Origin of the sequence: Endozoicomonas sp. ALE010, assembly GCF_049310165.1 — a bacterium.
Lineage (GTDB): Bacteria > Pseudomonadota > Gammaproteobacteria > Pseudomonadales > Endozoicomonadaceae > Endozoicomonas.
Map to the genome: position 1 here is coordinate 44361 of NZ_JBLYNV010000018.1, position 23309 is coordinate 67669.

Below are 23309 nucleotides of genomic sequence, written 5' to 3' on the forward strand. Positions count from 1 at the left end.
GTATTATTGTTTTTCTTATCTTCAGTCACTGAGGACTGCCTGAGTCTCAGACAGTAACAAATGTGGGGACATGAGCATCTTAGACTTTAGGCTAATACCGGTTTAACACTTTGTCTCAACCCTGTTAGCCCGGATATTTCATAAACGTGCTCCCGCTCTCGCTTGTCCTTTGCCCCTCTAAGGGAGTTTTGTTCGGTCGACCGTACTCCCCGGTACGGCGCTCCCTCACAAAATCCCTTAGAGCGACAAAGTCCTGCGCGAGATTCGGGGCAGTTTATGAAATATCCGGGTTAGGCTTACAGTCTCTTAAATTGGGGCAGGTTATTGAAAGTACTATTTTTAGCCTGCTCCTTAAGATAGCTCTCAGCCGTTAGCAGAACAGAAGTATAGGATTTATCAGGGCTGTGCCCCGGCAATATAGATGATAAATATTCATGGAGTGCCGCAAGATTAAGCCACCTCCTTTGAGCCGGGCCTATACTTTTCTCTAAACTCAGTAGGCACCGAAAATCATAGCTTCCAACTTCTCTACCCAAAAAAGAGCAGACTTTTTCAATCAACGACTTAAGAAAGTTTACTCTCCCATGTACTTCCCCTTTGAAAAAAACAGCATTTATTCTTTCACTAATCATTAAATATCCAATTGTTTGAAGCTCCTTTCTGATTCTAAGCACCTTTTCCATGACACTTTTATTTTCAGAGGGTTCAGAAACACTTGCTGTTGCAATCAAGGCAGGAAACTCGCCTGCTATTATATTGCATCTATTTTCTCCCACAACCCCACTACCGTTTTTGCCGGTATTCCTTGCAATAAAAAGCCTTGCCCTGGTAACAATAGCCACCGGTTCATTATCAACTTCCTCGCCAGCTGCGGATAATATTTGCAAAAGATAATCAAGCGTAAAAGCGATAATCAGGACTCTTTTATGTGTATCATGCAAGCTGGGGAGACCAAAAATATTATTGCGCTGCAGGTAGCTATCAAGCTCATTTGGACGGTTGGAAATCCCGCAGATATTTTCTATGGCCTCTTTGAGAACCTTTAACCTGTTGCTGGCTTTCGTTTTGCTTGATACGTCCATTGTCCATATACCCTGCAACACCATGGAAAGCATCTCGATTGCAACCTTGAATTCATACTTTTCAATTTCATTTCTGATTAAGTTAGCCTGCTCTGCCAAATCCATTGCAGCAGTATCCAAAACAGGCATAGAAACACTCATCAATCGTTGTTTCTTTGTGGGAGGGCCAGAAAAACCCGTTTCCAGTGCTGCTTGCTTTCTTTTCAGAACAGATGAAGTTTGAACTTTACTACTTCGAGCAGCCTCTTTTGCCACTATTGAATAATAATTTTGACCGAGTGTTGATGCATGAGGTGGGCTATCGTCTTGAGAAAACAGGAGTTCATCAGTGAGCTTTTCATCACATTGTAATTCAAGGTCCATTGATTTGCAGGAATTCGATATAGCCAAAGGTGAATCACAGGATATTTTCTCACCTGAATCCCGCACTGAGAAAGCTTTTGTTACATCAGCGATAGCAGCAGAGACTTCTTCACAGGACTCCCCTGAAGCCGATGATAATAACGACTCTTCCTTGCGATGCGATGTATTTGAGCCAGAATCATGGCATGCTCTTTCATTGTCAGCAGAAGCCAAAAGTAATGGCTTCGGAAAGGTCATGACAATCCTGTTAAAACGTCCTGGCTCCATCAAAGACTCCATGACTTCAGTCTTGACGTTGCAACATCCAGCACCTCTATCAATATCAATGGGCTCTCCCTCAGACGCAGGTTCTGCTGGCAGAGACTCTGGTTCTCTGTAGAACCTCTCACCAAAGTGAAAGGGAAAATCAGATCTCACGGTCTTTTGCAATAATTTCAACCGGGCATCAAGCCGTTCAATAACATAGCCGACATCCCTGCGAACCCACAAGCTTCCAACATCGGAACAGGGATCAAGATGATTATTTAAAAACTGGCACCAGCGCCACAGTAGTTTATTCCTATTCATAGTCGTTGTGACGGGCCTTATCTGCTTTAACCAAGCTGTCAACTCCCTGCTTTGATTTCGCCACTTTAAAACAGCCGCTTCAGACCATGTATTTAAATCTGCCTCCATGGTGATGAATTTTTTGTATCGCTTTAACATTTTCAAATCATTGGCATTAATTTCTATATCTGAATACATTGAATCCTTTAACCATCGATTTACCACATTTTTTCTCATCCGATCAAAATCAGCCCTGAAAATCCTGACAAACAAAGGTATGAAATTTCTGATCATATCTTTCCATAAGGCAAAAGACTTATTGGTTTTACAAAAGGCGGCCACATTAAAAACCTTATTAGTTTCCGTTTCATAAAACCTGTACCTCAGGTAATAGTCTTCCAATGTTAACTTTCTGGCATGACTGACAATGGTTTTTTTTTGCTGATTAGAAAGAAGAGCCTGACTACCCTGATAAAACTTCAGAAGAACTGCAGGTAATAATGTTAACGGCAGACTACCCACTTTGATATTTACCGGAAGCACCTCTGCTTCCTTACTGAATTTACCTGCACCTTCCTTATTGAATGCCTGATAATCAATCAGAGAAATTTCCGAATCAGAATCTCTCACCAACTGGATAAAAAACGGGTCAAGCCCATTGCGTTCTTTTTCAAAGGACAGCAACACCTTAAATGCTGTTATTGAGCAGCTGTTATAGTCTTTCTGAAGATATCCAGACGCTGGGGTGGTCAAAAAGTACAGGCTATTGTCTCGAATATTTTGTACAGAATCTGATATCGCGGCAATGATAAAATTTCTTATCTCCTTAGCTACACAGCTTTTCGGCTGTATTGTTTCATGCAAATAAACAACAATTTTATTACCTGTCTGGATAAATCTGACGGCAATCATGTGTGCAGCAGAATCATTAATAACAAGCATACTGAAAACAGCCTGTCCTCTGCCATTTTCAAGATGTTCAGAAGTGTATTTTTTTAACGCATTTAACGCGCCTTTATCACTGATACGACCACAATTAAAGACCGCAGGGCAGATTCCATGTTTTCTTTTAAGCACAGAGAGTTCTTCAATCGCTCTGACCGGAAGATGGTATTGCCCATTACTTATCGCTATATCTTTAAAATCAAGTGTCTCCTGGAGCAGAGGGTTCATCTGAACCGTTAGATCTTTATTTTGATAGGTAGCCACTATTTCCCAGTATGGTAAACCCTCATCAGAGAATTTATACTCCAATATCACACCTTCACCGGAGGATAATGTGATGAATTGCCCCTCACTGTAATGAAGTTTCGTCTTGTCATGATTTGCTAAATCTGGATGATAAACCCCAAGATAGCTGCCCTTCTTCAGTATCTGGCTGGTTGAGCATCGTACCTCGTTTACATTGGCATGAGCAGAGAGGGCATCAAGCACAGTGACTACTGAAGAAGCATCCAGACACTCTGACTCTCCACTACCTTCCGTTGTTGGTAAATCAACGTTATCAGCCATCATTGGTTCAAGGTAACATTTAAATGCAGCATTATCATTTTGATCCAGAAGCAAGGTCATTACTCGATCAATAGACCCAAATTGCTGTTCAGGATCATTTGTATACGTTATTCGACCTACACTGTGCCGTTGCTCTAACTTTAATAAAGGCAAAGGGGGCAACAGTGGATCCCGAATTTTATTGGGGAGTTGCAAAACAACATGCGACAAACCATCAATCACATAGCGTGATTTGGATCTTTTAATATCACGGATTAATAAGGTGTCATTCGCCAGAACCGACTTTTCCAACACCGTCATTGGCTTAATAGATGAATCAACAGGCAAAACACTAAGGCTCCCGAAATTTTATAGGTAAGAACATATTTTAGATAAACTATTTTTCCATTAGTTCACTTTGAAATTAATGATACCGCATTCCTGATAGCTATTTTGGACATTTGATCAAGATAGAATGAGGAGCCATACCATTTGGGAATTAGAAATTTCGCTTGTTATAATAGCAGGACTATTTTGAGTCATCGGGTATTACGGAGCATTCCAATGAAAATCCTGCTGCTCAAAATGGCTGCGCAGTTTACCTGGGAGGTGGAATGGTGATGACTGGCAGCTCCCGCACTGCTGGCTACCAGTGGCGATACCATGGCAACCAGAATCCCTGTCAGGTGAGAACCATAACCGTACTGTCTCAGTATACCTGACTAAGACTTACCGGAAAAAAAGGCCGCCATTACCTGTCGGGCTTCTTCGGAGACCATTCGCTCAGCAAAGACGATCGCTTCATCATCAATGCGTTGTTGAACATCGCTGCGACGGTTCCGGGTAATCAGCTGTTTGGTCAGCAACAGTGCTTCACGGGGCTTTGCTGCCAGCTCTTTAGCTTTTGCCAGGGCAAAATCAAAGACTTCTTCATTGGCTATTACCGCATTGGCAATGCCATATTCATGGGCGCGCCGGGCATCAAAGAAATCACCCAGCATCAGCAGCTCTGAAGCCCGCTGTCGTCCCATAATATCCGGCAACAGCAAACTGGAGGCGGCTTCCGGCACCACGGCGAGATTCACAAAAGGCAAACGCAGCCGGGTGTTTTCCCCCACATAAACCAAATCACAATGGAGCAATAACGTCACGCCGATACCCACGGCAATACCGCTGGCTGCTGCCACAATCGGCTTTTTCTGTACCGCGAGCTGGCGTAGCATTTTTATGGCTGCCGGTTCTTCAGAGGTGTCCCGGGTCAGAAAGTCCTTGAGGTCATTACCAGCAGTAAACATATCGGGCTGGGCAGCAAAGAGAATCACTTTAACACTGTCATCCTGATCAGCACCGATCAGTGCGTCAAGAATGGCTGCGTACATCGCTGTGGTCAGCGCATTCTTTTTCTCAGTGCGGTTGAAGCGTATCGTCAGGATACCCTCCTGCTGTTCGATCAGTATATGCTTCTGCGGATCTGACATGGCTCATACTCCCTAACACTTTATTGTCATTATTCTGTCGTTCATATTCTATTACAGCTGTTTGCCAATTGGCAGTAGAGAACCTAGGAGGCTGTCCGAGAATAGACTGCCCTACTGCGGTGGCAGAAAATTGGTCTAAAAATTCCGTTTTGTTCGGCAAATAGCCCCGCTATTCACCTCACAAAACGAAATTTTTATCCTCAATTTTCTGCCATCCTCGCTACGGGCGCTATTCTCGGACAGCCTCCTAGCCATCTGTTGTGTGGTTAGCGAGGAATGATTATGACCGTGGTGGCTGGTTGCTCGAATTGGCTATTTTGTTGAACTTATCAGTATCTGTCCGGTCATATTAAGGCATTACCATGAATGCGGATATGCCTACACACTAATTTACACAATGAATTCAAGGAGCACCTGCGATGATTCCACAATCCACCCAAATCCCCGCAAGCCTAATTCCACCTGAGTTCAGCACCGCAAGCGACGTTCAAACTTCCCCCCCCCTCGTCCCCCCGGAACTAAAACAGCTTCAGGACTCCTTTGCCGACCGGTTAAGCGCGGCAAAAAGTGAGTTATCCAAGAACCCTGAGGCGCAACAGGCACTCACCGAAGCACTGGTGGACCGTTTTGGCATTTTTCGCGACAGTGAAAGCGACAGGGAGAATAAAGAGAATTTCCTGTCCATTGCCCTGGCCCAGTGCAATCTTGCCGACCAGGGAAGCATTGAAATACTCCAACAAGTCGTAAGTCTGCAAAATCAAATTTCCGCCTTCGTAAAAAAAGGGGGTGACCCAGAATGCATACAAAACGAAGAACACCTTCTGGAAAATCTGCTAAAAGATCTGGGGGCAAACTCAAGGAAAGACAACAACGAGTGTTCCGGTTCCTTTAGTATGGGCGTTGAACGGCAGGGTTTTGTAGAACAGCATGTCGAAGAATGGTTTCCGGAAGACCTGAGACAGTCCGTTAAAGATGCACTGATCCTCCTGAAGAACCAGATGACATCGGGTACCGATATAGGCCCACTCCCGAAATTCATCACGGATCGAAAGTTTGGAAAGGCACAGGACCTGGCCTATTTTGCCATTTATCTCAAATCCCCTAACCATTTCGTTTTTACCAAGCCAGGGGGTGAATTTCTGCTTAATTCCGGCAAACTGGAACGGCATTTTGTCAAGAATGATCAGCTGCCCACTGTATTAGCAGGCAAAATCCCGGAAGATAAGATGGAAAAGGTAATACAGGCATTATCCCGCCGGGTATCAGAAATGAGCACAGAGGCACTGGTGCTGGCTGCAATCATCACGGACTCCTCACAGGAAAACCTGAAGTCATACCTGAAAGCTGCCCAGATTTTGTCGCTGAAAACACAGGCACAGAAAGACGATCCCAATCTTTCAGATGACACTGCCGTGGCATTCGGGCTAGAGCGCAGTGATGCCATGGTTCGAGGGCACTATAAAAGTGGCGCAGCCGCCCGGAGTGCTGCTGATACGCTGCTTAAAAGCTTGACGCCACTGCCTGAAGATATGGCTACAATGGCCTGAACTTGCCGGTGCTCCCCTTGCTATCTTAAAGGGGCGGCGCTTCCCTGAGAGACTTGCTGAGAATAGCCACCTGCTGAACTTCCCTGCTACCCGTAAAGCTTCACCCCTTGTTTTTCACTCACTATTTCCTGATGCAACTATGATTTCTGGAACTTTTTGCTAACTTTGAGATCTTAGTTTATTTAAATACCATATAAACACAAAGCGTATTATTACAAGGCTGTCAGCAAATGAATATTTCAGGGAGCCCATCTCCCCCTATTGATCAAAACCCGAAGGAAACTCGGGAACATCAATCCCAGCAGATGGATCAATTCGGGTATTCATCAGGTCAACTCTGGTGCAAGCACCTTGTTAAAGAGGCTCCAGGGACTTGTGTAGAAGGCGGCTTATCCGTCGGCACCACACCTTATCCTTCTGCCAATACAGCCACCCCTATGTCATGGTCTCGTGTGCAAGCCTGCCCCGGTGCCACCCATGACCTGCCACAAGGCAATCTTGGTGATGCATTAAAAGCGTTGCTGCAAAGAGTTGCCGAATCCACGGACAAACAGCAGCCATTGCCGGTCAGTGACTATAAAACATTTATCAAATACTTCGGGGAGTTTCCGCCCGGGGTCAGTCCGGATCAGCTTGATAGTGAAGATTACTTTTTAAAAATCAAAAATGATCCTTGTTTTTTTAGTGAAGTACCCCTGGAAAAGTTAACACCAGAAATGTGTATACAGGCATTTGTAACAGCGCCTTATGCGAATATACAGTACATACCCGACAGTATGAAAACCAACGAACTGTGTCGAGCTTTGGTCATTGATGAGCTTAATGCCATTGATCATGTACCTGGTGAGATAATCAAACAATGGCTGAACGATGGTTTTTTTGACTTCCTCCTTGAAAACTATAAAGGAGCCATTAAATACATTCCCGAAGCAGCAAGAACTGATGCACACTTTGAAATTGCCTGCAAAAAATCCCACGTTGCGCTGAATTATTACCCGGAGAACAAGCCCGTCAGTGACCGATTATTAACCATCGCCATCGAACACACCGGGGCCCTGGAATTTTACCCGGACCATAAAAAAACAGCAGAACTTTGTCAGGTAGCCTGTCGACGTAATGGATTAGCATTAGAGTATGTTCCTGAACAACTGAAGACCGCTGAATTATGCCAACTGGCTGTTGATAATAATGCCAGAGCACTCGAATTCATTCCGGAAGCCGTCAAAACATTCGATATGTGTCTGGCCGCGGCTAAAGGTGGAAAATTATCCGGGACGCTTCCCAAATTTCTAACGGAAACACAACGAACAGAAATATACCGTACTGCCTGTACCAGTGGATACTTTGTCTTGTATGATATTCCAGAACAATATATTACTGATCATTTCCTCAAATCAGTCATTACCAGCCAAGAGTACAGGGACAACCCTCTTAAATTCGCTGCAACTGACAACCTTTCAAAGTGGGTAGGTGCTGATAAGGCGTCTGAGCTGTATGCCCTGGCCGTTAGTCTGTCTTCCGAAGCGCTGCGATATGTACCCAGCGACTTTAAAAAAGGGGCAATCCTTGATGCGGCGTTAAAAAATAACCTGTCGGCATTCCAACATGTTTCCCTGGAACACCTGAGTTTCAATGAGCTTTGTCTCATGGCAGCCGTTACCAAAGAGATCGTTAAACCTTTATGTTCGAAGGAGGAAAGACTGTTATTCAGATTGATCAAGCTTAATCAATTACCCTATGTACCAACGGATGTTCAGTTGAAGTTTTTAACCTGTCCCGATATTTCATTGAAAGACAAAATAAGCTTCATTGAATCATTAGATGCCCCGACTTATACCTTTCCAGACAAGGCCCTGGCGGCACCACTGATCTGCCAGCAGTCTCCTTTACCCATCTCATGTACTAATCTATTTTTGATACCCCTGATTTCTACCGCTCACCAGGTTACCGGATTTGCACTGCCCAATGCCGCTGATGGGGAGCAGATCAACCGGTATATTGCCGAAAATATGCCGTCATCGTTCGGGCTGAAGGATGTCCCCGAAGCACTTGGCCAGGCAAACAACCCAGCAATCCGGATAGTCGGTGGGCGGACGATGCAATGTCTGCAAGCCGGTGGCCAGGCCATCTATTTTAAATTCCAGAGAGCCGGGGAACCCCTTGAGACACTGGCCAGGGAGGGCCTGCTTTATCAAGTCATCGCCAATACTCCCGAGCTGGCAGGTAAATTTAATAGCGTGCTACCAGAGTATCGCGACTTTATGCGGCTCCCCCTGGGCAAAGACCTGGAGTACCTGATTAACCAGTTTGATGACCCGGTGGAGATCACCGAAAGCCATGGCCAGCGATACATCAATGTCTTTTGTTACACAGCACCCGTCGCCTATGCCCGGTATGCCCATTCGCCAGACACAGCAGAGGACTGCCCCTGGCAGCGCCCGGAGCAGGGCATCCTCAGGGCCTGTCACGATGCAGGTTACATGACCAGCATGGGATTGGTACCGACCAGTATGTTGCAGTGCCTGCACAACACTGAGGCAGGCCGGGGCTGGGTCGCCTTGCATTCGGCCATGAATCTGATCTCTGACAACGTACACGCAGGCAAATTGACAGCATGGAACACTCAGGCCACCGAAAAGATTGATTTCGGTCACTGTGGCATGCGTGACCTGGGTGATTATGAACGCTTTGGCCATATCCACAGCTGTTTACGACAGAAAGACACGCTTGAAACCTGTTACATGCCCAAGGTCTCACAACGCATTGCCCTGGCTAACAGTATTTGCGAAATCATTGTGTCGGCGGTACTGGTAAGGTCACGCTTACGTCAGGGCTTTGCCGGTTATCACTACAAAAACCCTCAGGCACTTAACGAAACAGCCGCATTTGTTGAATCGGCCTGCAACCAGTTTCTGCTGGGGCTTATGCCCACAGCAGCCGCGCCGATCAGCCTGCGGTTTCTCCTCGGACGGGACGATAACGAGTATCAGGCCTGGCTTGTCCGGGTCGCGCAGGAAATTCTCTACTGGACCGCATTGCAGCCGGATGCACCCGGGTTTGCCCAACTCCCTCTGGGTGAGTATGACCCCACTGACTGCTATATGAACCACATAAACGATCAGCAGCACCTCAGTAAAGCGCTCTACCCTTATGACGCTTATGCCTGCACACGTCACGCGAATTTTTATGATATTTATGGCCAGTTAATATTTGGAGCCGATTTCTCAACATTTCCACTGATATCGTTAATGAATGGGCTGACCAAAATGTGTACTGATATACTGAAGCAGCTGAATCATTCAGGCAGGCGATAAAATGTTAAACATTCATGACTTCCTCACTTTTGCAGGTATTACCACCTGCAGCATTGCATTTTTTGTCCGGAAGTTTTTAGAGCGATCATGTTGAATACCGTTAAGCCACATGACCTCCCCATTAACGGTATCTGCCAGGTGAGTATTCAGGACAATTTTCTCCAGCCCCCTGTAGCCGGTGTTGAGTTCCAGAAAATCCTCCTCTGTTGATTCGATCAGGTTGACCAGCTGCCTGAGGTTTCTGACTTTTTCCGAGCCAACACTGTCAACCCTTCTCAGAAAGATATTGTGATAACCCCGGTTGGCCTCATGGGGCAGGACTTTCAGGATGACAACCACTTCATCTTCATTGGCAAACCGGAAATTATTGAGCAATACCGGCGTCAGGCCTGCGTAGGAAATCAGGTCATGGCCAGCCCCCATCAGCAGCTCCCGGGTCACTTTGGTAAACACCAGTCCCTGGTAGATAAAGTATGAAGGAGCAGACTGACCATCAAAGCCGAGCAACAAATCATTATTGACCGGCTGAGTGAGCGTAACCGTCAGATCAAGGACCTGTTTGTCACGAATGACCCGAACGCCAAGTTCCTCTCCAACCTGCCGTGAGTGCACCACATAATCCATGGAAACCCGCTCACTGCCCCGGAACACAATGGTTTTATCATGGCCAACGGCATACCCGTCCAGCTCCAGGATAACATCATCCGGCTGCAGCACACCGTCAGCCGCAGAACCCGGTATGACATGGCGAACCAGAACGCCCTTGTTTTCTTTCACCCCATAGACGGTTTTAAAAAAGCCATTTTCAAGCTCTTCCGTTTCAATCCCAAGGCTGGGAATCCCACTGTAATGCCCATCAGCAATATCCTGTAAAAAGTGTCTTATGATATTCACCGGCACAATATGGGCGATATTACTGGCTTCGAAAGGACTGTAACCCTGCATTAACACGCCAATGATCTCGCCATTAACCACGGCAGGGCCACCACTGTTGCCCGGGTTACTGGCGGCATCAATTTGTCCGGCCAGAAATGAGAAGCCGGAATTACTGTAAGGTTGATATTCCAGACGGGAAAGAACCCCCTTGGTTGCACTGATTGTATCGCCACCAATGGGATAGCCAAGCAGCATCAAATCCGTTTGCAGAGGAGGAAGCTTACCCAGGGGGATAGGGTTGGTACCGCTGAAAAACAGCGCATTCTCATGGTCATGGAAAGGCACCAGCAAAGCCAGGTCCAACTCGTGGGAAACCCACAGGGGCCTGAGTTTGTAACGGTCCGTCTGACCATTTTTCCTGCCTTCAATATAGGTATGGGCACTGACTACATGGCTGTTGGTCAGCACAACCCTCTGGCCACTGTCTGGCAGCTGGATAATGGCACCGGAACCATATTTCTGCCTTGGGCCAACGTTGCTCCATGGATTCTGGTGGTCATATTGGTTGAATGAGGTATAGATTTTGATGATCGAATCCCTGACGCCCTGATCTTCTGAATATACCGGCAAAGACTGCGTCATTAACGGACCGGCCGCATTGCCATATATCGAAACGGCAAGCAACAGGAAACAAAGGGCTTTAACAATGCAATTCAGCCTCACAACCAAACACCTCAAGGGCTAAAGAAAGAACATTTCAAATTAGCACAAAAAAAATATCCTGCTTGTCCGGGGCCAGGGCCTGTTGACGCGGGGAAGGCTTTATAGATATTTACCTGTCGGACATCTGATATAATCAGGTGCATTGAGTGACGTTCATTTTCAGCATCAGGCAACGCTCCATGATTGTTCTTTCTCCCGACTCTTTGAACGAGATATACGCCCGTCATCCTGACTGGTATCCAGCCATTGCCAACCCGCAGTCTGCCCCGGTGTTTATTGATGGACTGGCAGATATCATGGCGCAATTTGACCTGATCCTGCTGGACTCCTACGGTGTCCTCTGCCGGGGCAGCACGCCTATTGCTGGTGCCGCTGAGGCCATTCAGCAGCTAAGGGCAAACAATATCCCATTCTGCGTTGTTTCCAACGACACCCTGACCAACCGATCCGTTGCCGCAGAAAAGTATCAATCCCGGGGGTTTGATTTCACCGCAGATGAAGTACTGACCAGTCTTGATATCACTGAACAGTACCTGCAAGGGCTCACGAACCGTAACCGTATTGGCGTCATTGCACCATTGGAACACCCTTCCAACCACCTGCTGGAAGGCATGGTCCGGCTGAATGGCTGTAATGGCGAGATTCCGGAAAATATTGATACCCTGCTGTTTCTGACCGGTGCAGGCTGGACGGCAAAAATGCAGGAAAACATGGTCACTACGGCCAATGGGCGTCAGTTTGAACTGCTGGTCGGCAACCCGGACATCGGCGCACCCCATGGTGATCATGTCACCGCAACACCGGGTTACTTTATCGCTGACCTGGTGGAGCAAACCATTCAAAAGGCTAAACCTGTGCTGTTCGGCAAGCCCGATCCTGCCATTTTTTCAATGGCTATCAAGCAACATCAGATTACCGATCCATCCAGAGTCCTGATGGTCGGGGATACCCTTTATACCGATATTCTGGGAGGCAATGCCATGGGATTCAAAACATTGCTGCTGCAGTGCGGGGTATACCAGAATGAGGATATTATGGAAGTGATTGCCAGCACGGGAATAAGTCCTCACTATGTAGCACCCAGACTATAGTGCAGCCAAGATCTGTTATGCATACACAAACATCTCGTTCACACGGTCCCGAGATTGCCGCAAAAGACAGATCAAAAGCTGCTTTGCAGACTTCCCCCGGACTCCCCACTTTGTATGGCATAGTTTTCCCCCACCGGTCAGCCCCTGGTCTCGGCGATGGCCTCTTCATAGGTTGGGGGGGCCTCCCGGATTATCTGCTGGTAGGCAGGTAACCCGGTTGCCTGCTGATAGGTAGGCAACCGGTTTGCCTGCGTAGGTAACTCCGTTGCCTGCTGGCAGGAGGCCTGCTGAGCTTCCGACGATTGGCCAGGATGCCCCGGGCTGGCTGGTGGCACCATGGCATCCTCGTGGGCATCAATCGGAACAGGCTGGTGTTGATGCCTGAAATTATGCAGCTGTCTTATGGCCATTTGTATAAGCTGACGGGTTGAGGCTTCAGGGTTGGTAGACCGCAACGCCTTAACGCTTCGATAAACGGAAATACAGTAAAAAGTAGCTGCGGATGCGCAGCATATACCAAGCACCACAAATAAGGGAGACGCGTGCAAGTATCTATCGTACGCTGGTAACGATGTGTCCCCAGTGCTGCTTTCAGGTGTCAGCACAGTGGGTGGTGAGGTTTCAGTTGCCTGCGGGGTGTACTTATCCCCACACCTCCAGTAGTATTCATCCGACAAATCGCCGCAATCGTCAACTGAGTCACACATCTTATTAGAGGGGACACATTTCATACGGCTTGGGCAAAGAAAGTCATCCTTCACTTCACATTGGCTTAACTTGATACAATCAACTTCATCATATGGGGGATTACAATCTTCGATGCCGTCACACCTCTTACCACGATGACAAGCCTCAGTAGAATCGCACCACACTTTTCCATCTTCACATTTCTTCTGAGGATAACCCGAGACCAGTGTCGGCAATGCCAACAGAACCACCAGGCTCTCTTTTAATCCCGGACAGACGAGACCAATCTCCGGTGACTCCATTACTTGCTGAAAAGCAAAACCCGCCACACTGCGCATCAGGCTGTTGCCGACCTGCATGGCACCTTTAGCAAGCTGGCAGACCCGGTAATCGGACAGGGTAGATATCAGGGTCTTGTTGCCCGGATATACCAATGGACTGGCAGGTACCTTCGAGATGGTTCTGCCATCAGCGGTTCTACTCTTGCGACTGCGACTGCGACTGCAACAAACAGTACCACGGGCAATGGTCTGTGGTGTAGACGGGGATAATGGAAGCTGGCAGGAAATCGGTAGCATGGGTGTAAGGACCTGCTTGGGGAGGAATACTCAGTGCTTATCAATGACCATCAGATCACAGTTAAGTTCACATCATTATGGATGCAATGGATAGATCCCGGGAGGTATTGATACCCTGCTGTTCCTGACCGGTGCAGGCTGGATGGCAAAAATGCAGGAAAATAGGGTCAGTACGGCCAATGGGTGTCAGTTTGAACTGCTTGTCGGCAACGCGGATCAGCGCACCTCATGGTGATCATGTCACCGCAACTCCAGGTTACTTCTACATTTCTACAGACGACACTACCCGCTGCCCGAAAAGCCAGAACCACTTGTGCTTTTGCGGGCAGCGGTTAGTGAGTGATTATTCACCATCCATGCCCAATTGTTCCTCTTTGTTCAAATCCAATGAATCTTCATTATTCAAACCCATTTGAATGGTATCCAATCTTTTTAACGCTTGACTAAGTGCTGCATGCTTGCTTTTCAAATCAGCAGACTCGGTTTCAAGTTCAGCAGACTGACGCTCAAGATTATCCATCTCATTCTGAATACCCTCCAGATCACCGCCTTTGTTTGTGGCTTTATCAAGCTTCCCCTGGCACTTTTTAATGGATTTTTGAACAGAGGCATACTGCTTATCCTTAGCGGTATATTGCACCTTCATATCGGCACACTGCCTTTTGGGATCTGAATATTGGTTAACCAGCTTAATATCCATATCGAATTGAATTTTATAATAACTGTTTAACGCTTTATTAAAATCCATATACTCCTGTTTTCGTTCATCAGATTGCCTGACAATGTCAGCAGACTCTCTTTTCAGGTCATTCATTTTATTCTGAACATCATCGAGAGGTTTGCTTTTACTTTTGCCTTTATTTTTACTTTCAGCTTTATCAAGCTTTTTCTGGCATTCCTGAATCGATTTCTGAACAGAGGCATGTTGCTTATCCAGGTCATTACACTGCTTCAGCAGATAGGCACATTGCATCTCCGGGTCTTCATAGCTGGTGACCAGCCTGATCTGATCATGTACCGGCTTCATCAATTCTTTGAGCGCTTTGGCCCTGGTTAACACTTTTCTGTGCTTGAGTATATCAACACCATCGCTACCATTTTCCTCGTAAGCTTTCATCACTTTATCTAAATGCTCTCTGTTTTCCTTTAAATGCTTACAGCGCTGTTCATAATGCTCTGCCGCATCTTTAAGCTTGTTACCAACATTCTGCTCCCGGGCATTGAGCGTATCCAGCAAGCCCTTCATATTTGTTCTGAAGTCCGGGTGCCTTATCGTTGCATTGGAATAACGTCGAAATGTTTGTGAGAGATGTTTTGCCAGCCATTCAACCCTTAATTCTTTACGGAAACCGTACACAAATTGTGGATCTTTCAGGTATTTCAGCGTTTGCAGATACTCCCTGTCACTGAGATGCTCCATATCATCCAGCTTGTCCAGATGCTCCAGGTATTCTGAAGAATCCCGATCTTCCTGATAACCCGCTTTTTCCAGATGTTTTTGCAGTGCAGGGTGTTTTTCCAGATGCTCCCGTGCTGCAGAAGGCCCCATACCTATTGTTTCAACGGCTGCTTCAAGGGCAGACACATAGGCACTGTCGTTAATGTATGGATCAACCATTGGCTCACTGCCGTTATGCCCAAGAATATTCAGTTCCTCAAACAAAGTGGCCTTTAATGTCTGGATCTGCTTCTGTAAAGAATGGGTTTCCTCCATTGCCTCCTTTGCCCACTGAGCCCTATCCAGTTGTTCCACAAACAATTTTTTTGCGGCAGCATATTGGCTGGCGGTGGATAACGACAATTCAGACTCAAGGCTTTTCACCAGTTCATCAGTACCGTTGAAATCTCCTTCAACCTTTGCCATGACAGGATCCATTACAATATCTTTTACAGGTTCCTTTTCCGGTGTTTTTTGCTTTCGTCGTACCGGGTGAAGCGGTCTTTTCTGGTGAATAGCCCGGTCTACTATTTCCTGAAAAATCTTACCCGCTCCCAGCTTTACCGACTCCACGCCTTCTTTTCGGGATTTTTGTTTCAGTTCCTGTTGCAGTCTCTTTTTTCCCCTTGAAATCCCCATGGCAGCCTTGCCACTCAACAGATAATGTTCAATTCCACGGTCATCATTATGGGTATTTTCAGCATACACCGCCTCAAGCCTGCCAAGCTCTTCTAAATGCTCACTTTCCCTTTTGCCTTTATTTTCATCAAGTTTTTCTACTGATTTAGCCTGGCGCTGACAGCCAGCAAGCAACGCATCATGATTTGGCAGCCTGGAGGTTTGCACACCGGGGTCAGAGTTCACCCGTTGATTGGCACTGCCTTTATCAATGCCCGTTTTTTGCCTTTGCCGCTTCCTTTTTTTAGATACCTTTTTCAGGGGGCTGGTACTTTCAGTTCGTGCCGGTAGTGGGCGCTCTTGTTGCAGATCTGGAGCATGCACCCCGGTTTCGGCTATGGGACCAGGCTCTATCGCTTGAATGGCCAGACCACTCAACGAGCTTGCGTCATCCTCAATACCACTATCGTACTCTCGCTCTCGATTGCTGGCTTTGGGAGAGTGAGGCGGGCTATCAATACTTTCATCCTCACTGATACCCGAATCCTCAGCAGCCTCGTTGAGTTCTTCGCTTATCTTCCTGTCTTGATGTTGGCTATCCGCAGCAGAGAGGTATTTTTTCATACCCTCTTCTGCCTCACGTTGCTTTGCCCGTCTGCGCATTCTGGCAGAACTATAAGGACCTGACGCGCCAGTGCTGCTGTCTTGTTTTTTGATCTCTCTATGTTCAATCAGCGTGTCATTTTTTTCACTCAACTCATCTTGAGATACCTGACTCTTTTTAGCGACTTCACTCACCCTGGAAACCCGTGCCCCCCGGTATGTGGCGTTGCTGTTTTCTTCCGTCGGCTCTACTGCACCACCTTCACTGCTTGAGGTATTACCCCCAACCGGTCTTTGGCCTTCAATCCCTGGTGGCATGTTTATATCCTGTGATTTTTGATCAACTTTTGATTCCTGTATTTCCTCATCGGCTGAAATCAACTGGAGTTCATGTCACTGGTTTAAAGTTGCAAAAACGTCAGAGAAATATATTGCATTCCATACGCTACGGTTTACTGCCTTTCCCAAGCCTGCCCACATTGGTATGGCATGGTTTTCCCGTCGTTCAAACCAAAGTCTCGGCAATGGCCTCTGCATAAGTTGGGAGCCTCCGGGTTGCCTGCCGGTAGGTAGGTAACTCAGTTGCCTGCTGGCAGGTAGATAACTCAATTGCCTGCTGGTAGGTAGGTAGCTCAGCTCCCTGCTGGTAGGTAGATGACTCAATTGCCTGCTGGTAGGTAGGCAGCTCAATTGCCTGCTGGTAGGTAAGCAATTCAGTTGCCTGCTGGTTGGAGGTGGGCAAATGCATTGCCTGCGGGTGGACCGCCCGCTGTGCTTCCGGCCGTTGTGCAGGGCGCTCTGGGGCTGGTGGCGTAATATCATCCTGGCGTGTATCAATCGTAACAGGCTGGTGAGGAAATCGGTAATAAAACGGCTTTACTGAGGCCATTTGTAAAAGACGACAGGTTGAAGCTTCAGGATTGGTGGTCCGCAAAGCCTTAACGCTCAGATAAACAGCTCTACAGTATTTGCTCACTAACAAAGCACAGCACAGCCCTCCAAACATCGCGAAAAAAAAGGGCATTGGCCGCACGGGGTGCGGGGGTACAGAGTCACACAAAGCCACGGCTTCATCAGAAGCATCCGCGCAATCGTACAGTGAGTCACAGGTCAAATTGATAGGAATACACTGTATGGCATTGTTGCAAATAAAGTTATCCTGAATATTCTCATAGCATTGGCTCAGCCTTTCGGAGCAATGTGCCCCTTCGTCTGACTTATCAAAGCAATCGAATGTGCCGTCACACACCCGATTTTTCTGGATGCATTCATCGTTGCTGCACGGCACTTCTCTATCGAGACATCCCTGATTAGCCGTGACCAGCGCAGGTAATGCAGACAGCACCACCAGGCTCTCTTTTAACCCCGGACAGACGAGACCAATCTCCGGTGAATCCATTATTTGCTGAAAGGCAAAACCTGCCAGATTGCGTATCAGGCTATTGCCGAGCTGAATGGCACCTTGAGTGAACTGGCAGATCCGGTAATCAGACAGGGTGCATCCCCGGGTCTTGTTACCCGGGTATACCACTGGGCTGGCCGGTACCGTCGAGACGCTTCTGCTCATGTAACTGCTACGGACAGCTTCTCGGGCAGCGGTATGCGTGTTGGACGAAGATGTTGGACGCTGGCGGGGGATCGGTTGCATGGGTGTGAGGGCCTGGACAGAGTGGATAGCTGACTGCTCTTCTGACTATCTGATAACGGTTAAGTTCAGGTCGCTTTCACCATCAATATAACCCGGAGCCTCAGGGTGTCCGGTAGAGGCGCTTTAATGAGAACCAGCCACGGTTGAGGGAGGCGATATGCTCACTTCCGGGGTACAGCAGCTTGAACGTACTGAAAACATGCCCGAGACTTCTGGCCTGACAGACAATACCGAATAGCCATTCGGTGATTTCAATGGGGGTCAGGCTCGGGGTGACCCGTTCAGCAATGCTCAATACATCCACCTCAAAGTTTTCCGGATCCGGTAGCTGCTGGTATTGAATACCTGTTTTTCGGATGATGCTCTGCAACAGCAGATCGCGAGCCTGGTTCAGATGCGCAGCGCACGAGTTGCAAGCATTTTTTTGCCCATGCCCAACATCCTCAAACAATGGCTGCTCTGCTGCATTAATATGTTCCCATGCCAGGTGTTCCATCAAGACTTCGCTGCCGTGCTTTCTGCGGATTTTGTCCAGCTTTGGGCTGAGCCAGGCGATCTGCTCTTCATGGGTGTGAATCAATTGTTTTTTCCGGTTGAAAAACTGCTGTAACAGGCTGTGTACCGAACGATCCCATTGACTTGTCAGTCGATTCCTGACAAAACCGGGCAGGTCTGCCCTGCGCTCTTTATTGGCAACAGGGTCAGCGTCTTTCAGGAGCGGTGGTTGGGCCCTGTCCTGCTGAACCAGTGGTTGCTTCGTTGGGGCACCGGGGCTGCCCGGGGCTTGATCGGCTGCAGGTGCAGCGATGTTGCAGTCGGCATTGCAGGTATCATTATCCACGCCCTTATCCTGAAACAGCGCACTGCCATCCGCTGGCTGAAGGTGCCTTGCCGGGCACTGCGGTTGATTGCTGGCAGGTTCACGCCCCTGGTGCTCGGTCGGGGAATTTTTCCGCTGACGTGTTCCGTGACGGTTATCTTTCTCTCCGTTGATGTATTGCTGAATATCCTCTGGTGTCAGGCGACGCAGGTAGCGCGTATCTTTTGCCTTGATTCGGACATATTCAATTTTTGACCGCAAATAATCCTGAAATGACGGGCTGAGATAACCGCAGTCCTCCGTTGCCGGGTCCTCGTCGGGGGGATCCACCAGCGTTTGCAGTTGCTGATCCATCTGCTCATAACATCGACAGGCATTGCAGTAGTCGCCGATTTCTGCAAACAGGTCACCGGCCCGAAGATTTAATGGAATGAATTTTCCCCGGCTGGCGGCTTGTTCATACCATGTCGCCGCCTTCTCCGGTGATGGATGGTTAATTAATTGCTGCTCATGGAGCCAGCCCATTAGAAAACAGGCGTAACCATGGAGACTATCCGGTAAGGGCGGTTCGCTGCCCACGGCCTGTTTCAGCAGTTGAAAAGCCTCCATCACTTTCTGGCGATGCCGGGGCATGTTGTAAATGCGGGTTTTGTCATTAGGTTTGGGGTAGGTCATGACGTTGAAAATATAAGCGAATGCCGTCACCAGGTCCTCAGGTTCCGGAAACGGTTTTGGAAACGGTGTCTCGCCCTTAACCCAGGTAGCAGAGGAAGCAGCCTGGCCCTCTTTTTCGTTTCTGACAAACACTGCCTGAGCGGTTTGAGTGGTCATTTCCACATCCTTAAACCATGCAACATCGGCTCTCTGGGTAACGATACTGGCGGCTTTACTGGCTGGGGTAGAGCTTTGCTGGTCGGCAAATGCATCGTCTGACACACCCAGGTTTATTGCTGTTAACTGATGAGTCGTGCGGGCGTAGTCATAAGCAATAGCAGTATGTAATGCCTTGTATAGCAGTCCGTGTTCATCGTCTGGCTCAGGAAGATAACCGGGTTTATCACGCAGGTGCCAAAGCAGAAATTCATATCTGGAAAACAGCAAAACCGGCGAATCACAGGCTGAGTAAGGGTAAAGATTATTGATTACTGTGGATTGACGGGCTATGTCAGCCAGCCGTTGCGCTATGGCAAAGGGAGATGCCAAAGGTTCGGTGTTGGGATACAGACCACTGTCGATGAGTAGTTTGAACCATTGATCCGACAGCCGTTCCTGCTGACCAGAGCGAAACTGTTTTATTTTCTCTACATCACTGGCCTGGCTGATTGCGCCGTTGTTTAAAGCGTACTGTATCAACCAGGATCTTAACTGGTTCCGGGTTTGCCCGGCATCCAGTATGCTGGCAGCCGCCCAATGCCTATAAGCCTTCTTGCGTTTGCTGCTGGCCTTTTCCAGCAGTGATGATGAGGTATCAGCCGGTGCCTTTTCCAGGTGCTGCTCATGCATTTTCAGCAACCTTTCTGACTCAATCAGGTGGCATGCGCCCAGTGCCAGCAGCGCCCCGGGGTTGAGGCTGGCGGGCGTATCCGTCGGGCCGACTTTAACAACCCTGCGCTCGTTTTCAATCAGGGTACCGCCCACCTTCTGCCTTGGATAGAGTTGATGCACTTTCCTGCAGGTACAGATGTAGGGTGGTTTTATATCTTCTAACGGACAACAATCACCCCAGAACCACAGGTTAAACCTTCTTATTCCGGTTTTATCATCAAGTGCTGGAGAGAAGTTGCTGTTAACAGCAACGTCCAGCAGTGTTTTGGCCTGATCATTAAACGACCAGTGTTGGTTTGCCAGGCACATTGACCGAACGACATCATGATCAACGCTGACTTTCCTGCCCGCAAAAAAATGCGCTTCGGCAGTCGCGCTTACTGTATCGCCCCGGTCGATAAGCGCCCTGTCCACGAGTTGGTTATAACTCAGTCTCTGCACAGTTCGGTCCCGTACAAAACAGCCTGGAGTATAAAAAGCTGCTCATCTGAAAATAAGAAAGCTAACTGGATTAACAATCATGTAGACAGGATAAAGAAAAGATCGTTCTGTAAATAAAAAAAAACGCCTCCGCAATTGAAGATGTTGCCGTCGCAACAGAGTGGATGCATCACTGCAGTCGTATATTTCATTTGGTTACGAAGGGAACTATTGGCGGATTAAACAGACTAAACGTTGACAGCATAAGTTCTTTGTCTGTGCAGAGTGATTAAGTTATTCAGCCCCCATGAACAGCAATAAGTAGCTGGCCATATGGAATCATATATTTCTGGCTACTTGGGCAGGTGCTATGTGAGGCACAACGGAGGGAGCATAGCCGTAGCTATGTGACCGGAGTTGTAACGAAGCAGAGTGCCTGAACAAGGAGTCAGAAATATATGATTTCATATGGTTAGCTACTTATCTACGTCTCAACAAAAAGGTTTTTTTATGCTTGATCCAATAGGAGATAATAAAACTGTTTATACCATGCAATCGACTGACCCTCCCACTGGCCATGCTGCCATGGCAGGAATGGCAGAGGAAAGTGCGACATTTAATAAGTCATTAACAACCGTTAAACAGAATGTTGTTACTCTTGTTTTACAAGCCGCTGAGCAGAATAAATGTCAAGCAGACCAGATTGTCAGTCCACTGATTGATCATCTTATAAAACGTTTTCAACTGCCTGAACCGAACCGTCTGCAGGTCAGTACCGCTGCAAGAAACCCTAATAAACCCGATGACTGGCTATGGGACCAATGGCAAGAGAAACATTATGAACCCTCCTGGTCGGGGAAAGACTGCTACTACCCAAAATCACAGGAGAATGTAAATAAAGTTATATGTGCACTTCACGCTCAAATAAGCTTCGATGACACATTTACAGCCTGTCAAAGTCTACCTTATCTAAGGGAACAATTTGGTCTTGCCCCAGTTCGGGAGAGCCAGAATTTTCTGGAACTTTCACAGCTATTTAGCCAATCTTTAAAACCACTGACACCATTTATTCGCCAATGCATTGCGGCAGGTTTGTTCACAAAAAACTTTATTAATGAATTGTATGCGATGTGAACGTCCCGGTTTCAGGTCTCGAACCTTGAATAAACTGACGAATTATTTTATCGACCAACATGACGATAAAAAACCTGAGAAAAACATTCAGGCAGGGAGCAAACAGCTCTTTTAACTCTTGCTAAAAACATGGCCGTTGCCATACCCGCATATTCACTAAGATGAAACCGATTTGCTAATGCTATTGCTGACATATAAAGGACTTTTCCACCTCCTTCAAAATTTCCCAGAATCGATCCGTCGAATTTAGGCTCATGACCATCATTTAACGACGTGACGAATTCCGGCTGAGATAGAATTCTTGCAATAGCTTCATCCTGACTGATATTGTACCGGTTCATTGCTGTACTTATCAGCCAACCAAAAAGGCTGCTGGTATCTCCTTTATCCATCTGCATAACCCCTCTAGCCCCAGGGGTGTATGAGCTTGCAGCAACGATCCCTACGCCAAACAACCATTGGCTTACTTGCATTCCCATACGCTGTATCTGATATTTTTCCGGATACTTGGCAATCAGCTCAGGATTGACAAAAAAACTATCCTCATCTGGCAGGTTCTGCCACCCCTCATCTATTCGTTGCAGCATGAGTGAAAAGAAATAAGAATCTAACTCATCAATATCGGAGGATATCGTTTCGAGGCCTTCAACGACCCACTCTTCATAGGTGCCTCGAATATCAGCAATAACAGCATCAACAGCAGCCTTCATCGCCTCTTTGTATTTTTTACCATTATCTTCGCTTGGTATCATCGTAATTCGGAAGGGCCGGAGCTTACTCCCCACAAGATCGGCCAGATTATCATCAAAAACATGAAGATCTTTTTTAAATTCATCCAGTTTGTCTCGAAAAGCGGGTTTTATTCTTTGTCCATTTAGTCTGTCAAAGGTTCTATAGATGATTTTCTTTGAAAAAAGCTCTGTTTCTATATCACTTTGCACCTCGATCTCTTTCTCTTTAGCAATATGTGCTTCTGCATCTGTCTTTAATCTTATTGTCCGTCCGAAAGCCCCTCCAGTGTCCTTCCACTCACCATTCAAGCATGGTGAGCGATGCCTTAGACAACAACTTCCAGATTTCACACCGGTGTTAATCATTGTTAGAAGCCCTGTTTTGGTTTTCAGGAACCCATGATCAGAAACGCCAGGCTGATCAATAAGCTTCTGAGCAACCAAGATAGCACTTCCTGTAAAAATGAAAGGCTGGAGTAATACAATAAGTGCAAAAAGCCAACGTGCAGACATCACCACCAATTTATTCACTTACATTTATAATTCACGATACTATTTCAAGTTCCAGTTCCAGAA

General features: G+C 47.2%; 12 protein-coding genes. 4 read left to right on the forward strand and 8 right to left on the reverse strand.

The window, feature by feature from the left end; genetic code table 11:
• Nucleotides 1-296 precede the first annotated feature (296 nt).
• Together ACO6UY_RS09995 and ACO6UY_RS10000 are read right to left on the reverse strand one after the other, a co-directional pair.
• Nucleotides 297-3830, reverse strand: coding sequence for a hypothetical protein (locus ACO6UY_RS09995; protein ID WP_422450347.1), 3534 nt, complete (start codon nt 3828-3830; stop codon nt 297-299).
• Between the two features lie 374 nt (nt 3831-4204).
• Nucleotides 4205-4960, reverse strand: a complete 756-nt coding sequence (locus ACO6UY_RS10000) for an enoyl-CoA hydratase-related protein (RefSeq protein WP_422450346.1) — start codon at nt 4958-4960, stop codon at nt 4205-4207.
• 419 nt (nt 4961-5379) lie between these two features.
• On the opposite strand from ACO6UY_RS10000, the gene ACO6UY_RS10005 reads away from it, so the two are divergent.
• Both ACO6UY_RS10005 and ACO6UY_RS10010 read left to right on the forward strand, forming a co-directional pair.
• Nucleotides 5380-6507 carry a hypothetical protein gene (locus ACO6UY_RS10005; protein WP_422450345.1) on the forward strand — a complete coding sequence of 376 codons (1128 nt, stop codon included), beginning with the start codon at nt 5380-5382 and terminating at the stop codon, nt 6505-6507.
• 230 nt (nt 6508-6737) lie between these two features.
• Nucleotides 6738-9821, forward strand: a complete 3084-nt coding sequence (locus ACO6UY_RS10010; RefSeq protein WP_422450344.1) for a DUF4116 domain-containing protein — start codon at nt 6738-6740, stop codon at nt 9819-9821.
• A 12-nt stretch (nt 9822-9833) separates the two neighbouring features.
• Here ACO6UY_RS10010 and ACO6UY_RS10015 read toward each other — a convergent pair whose 3' ends face one another.
• Nucleotides 9834-11339 carry a PDZ domain-containing protein gene (locus ACO6UY_RS10015; RefSeq protein WP_422489787.1) on the reverse strand — a complete coding sequence of 502 codons (1506 nt, stop codon included), beginning with the start codon at nt 11337-11339 and terminating at the stop codon, nt 9834-9836.
• A gap of 227 nt (nt 11340-11566) precedes the next feature.
• Here ACO6UY_RS10015 and ACO6UY_RS10020 point away from each other — a divergent pair, with 227 nt between their 5' ends.
• Nucleotides 11567-12511: an HAD-IIA family hydrolase gene (locus ACO6UY_RS10020; RefSeq protein ID WP_422489789.1), complete on the forward strand. Its 945-nt coding sequence runs from the start codon at nt 11567-11569 to the stop codon at nt 12509-12511.
• Between the two features lie 137 nt (nt 12512-12648).
• On the opposite strand, the gene ACO6UY_RS10025 is transcribed toward ACO6UY_RS10020, so the two are convergent.
• The 4 genes from ACO6UY_RS10025 to ACO6UY_RS10040 form a co-directional block, all read right to left on the reverse strand.
• On the reverse strand, nt 12649-13776 hold the full coding sequence (locus ACO6UY_RS10025; protein WP_422450341.1) for a low-density lipoprotein receptor class A repeat-containing protein: 1128 nt from the start codon (nt 13774-13776) through the stop codon (nt 12649-12651).
• A gap of 343 nt (nt 13777-14119) precedes the next feature.
• The gene (locus ACO6UY_RS10030; protein WP_422489792.1) at nt 14120-16753 is read right to left on the reverse strand and encodes a hypothetical protein; all 2634 of its coding nucleotides are present in this window, start codon (nt 16751-16753) and stop codon (nt 14120-14122) included.
• Between the two features lie 187 nt (nt 16754-16940).
• Complete coding sequence (locus tag ACO6UY_RS10035) at nt 16941-18002, reverse strand: LDL receptor domain-containing protein (RefSeq protein WP_422450339.1); 1062 nt, start codon at nt 18000-18002, stop codon at nt 16941-16943.
• Between the two features lie 181 nt (nt 18003-18183).
• Complete coding sequence (locus ACO6UY_RS10040) at nt 18184-20889, reverse strand: SEL1-like repeat protein (RefSeq protein WP_422450338.1); 2706 nt, start codon at nt 20887-20889, stop codon at nt 18184-18186.
• A 489-nt stretch (nt 20890-21378) separates the two neighbouring features.
• Between ACO6UY_RS10040 and ACO6UY_RS10045 the strand changes: the two genes are divergently transcribed.
• Nucleotides 21379-22002, forward strand: a complete 624-nt coding sequence (locus tag ACO6UY_RS10045) for a hypothetical protein (RefSeq protein WP_422450337.1) — start codon at nt 21379-21381, stop codon at nt 22000-22002.
• Between the two features lie 47 nt (nt 22003-22049).
• Here the strand turns inward: ACO6UY_RS10045 and ACO6UY_RS10050 are convergent, their stop codons facing one another.
• Entirely contained in the window at nt 22050-23264 is a 1215-nt protein-coding gene (locus tag ACO6UY_RS10050; RefSeq protein WP_422450336.1) for a hypothetical protein, read from the reverse strand.
• Between the last annotated feature and the right edge of the window lie 45 nt (nt 23265-23309).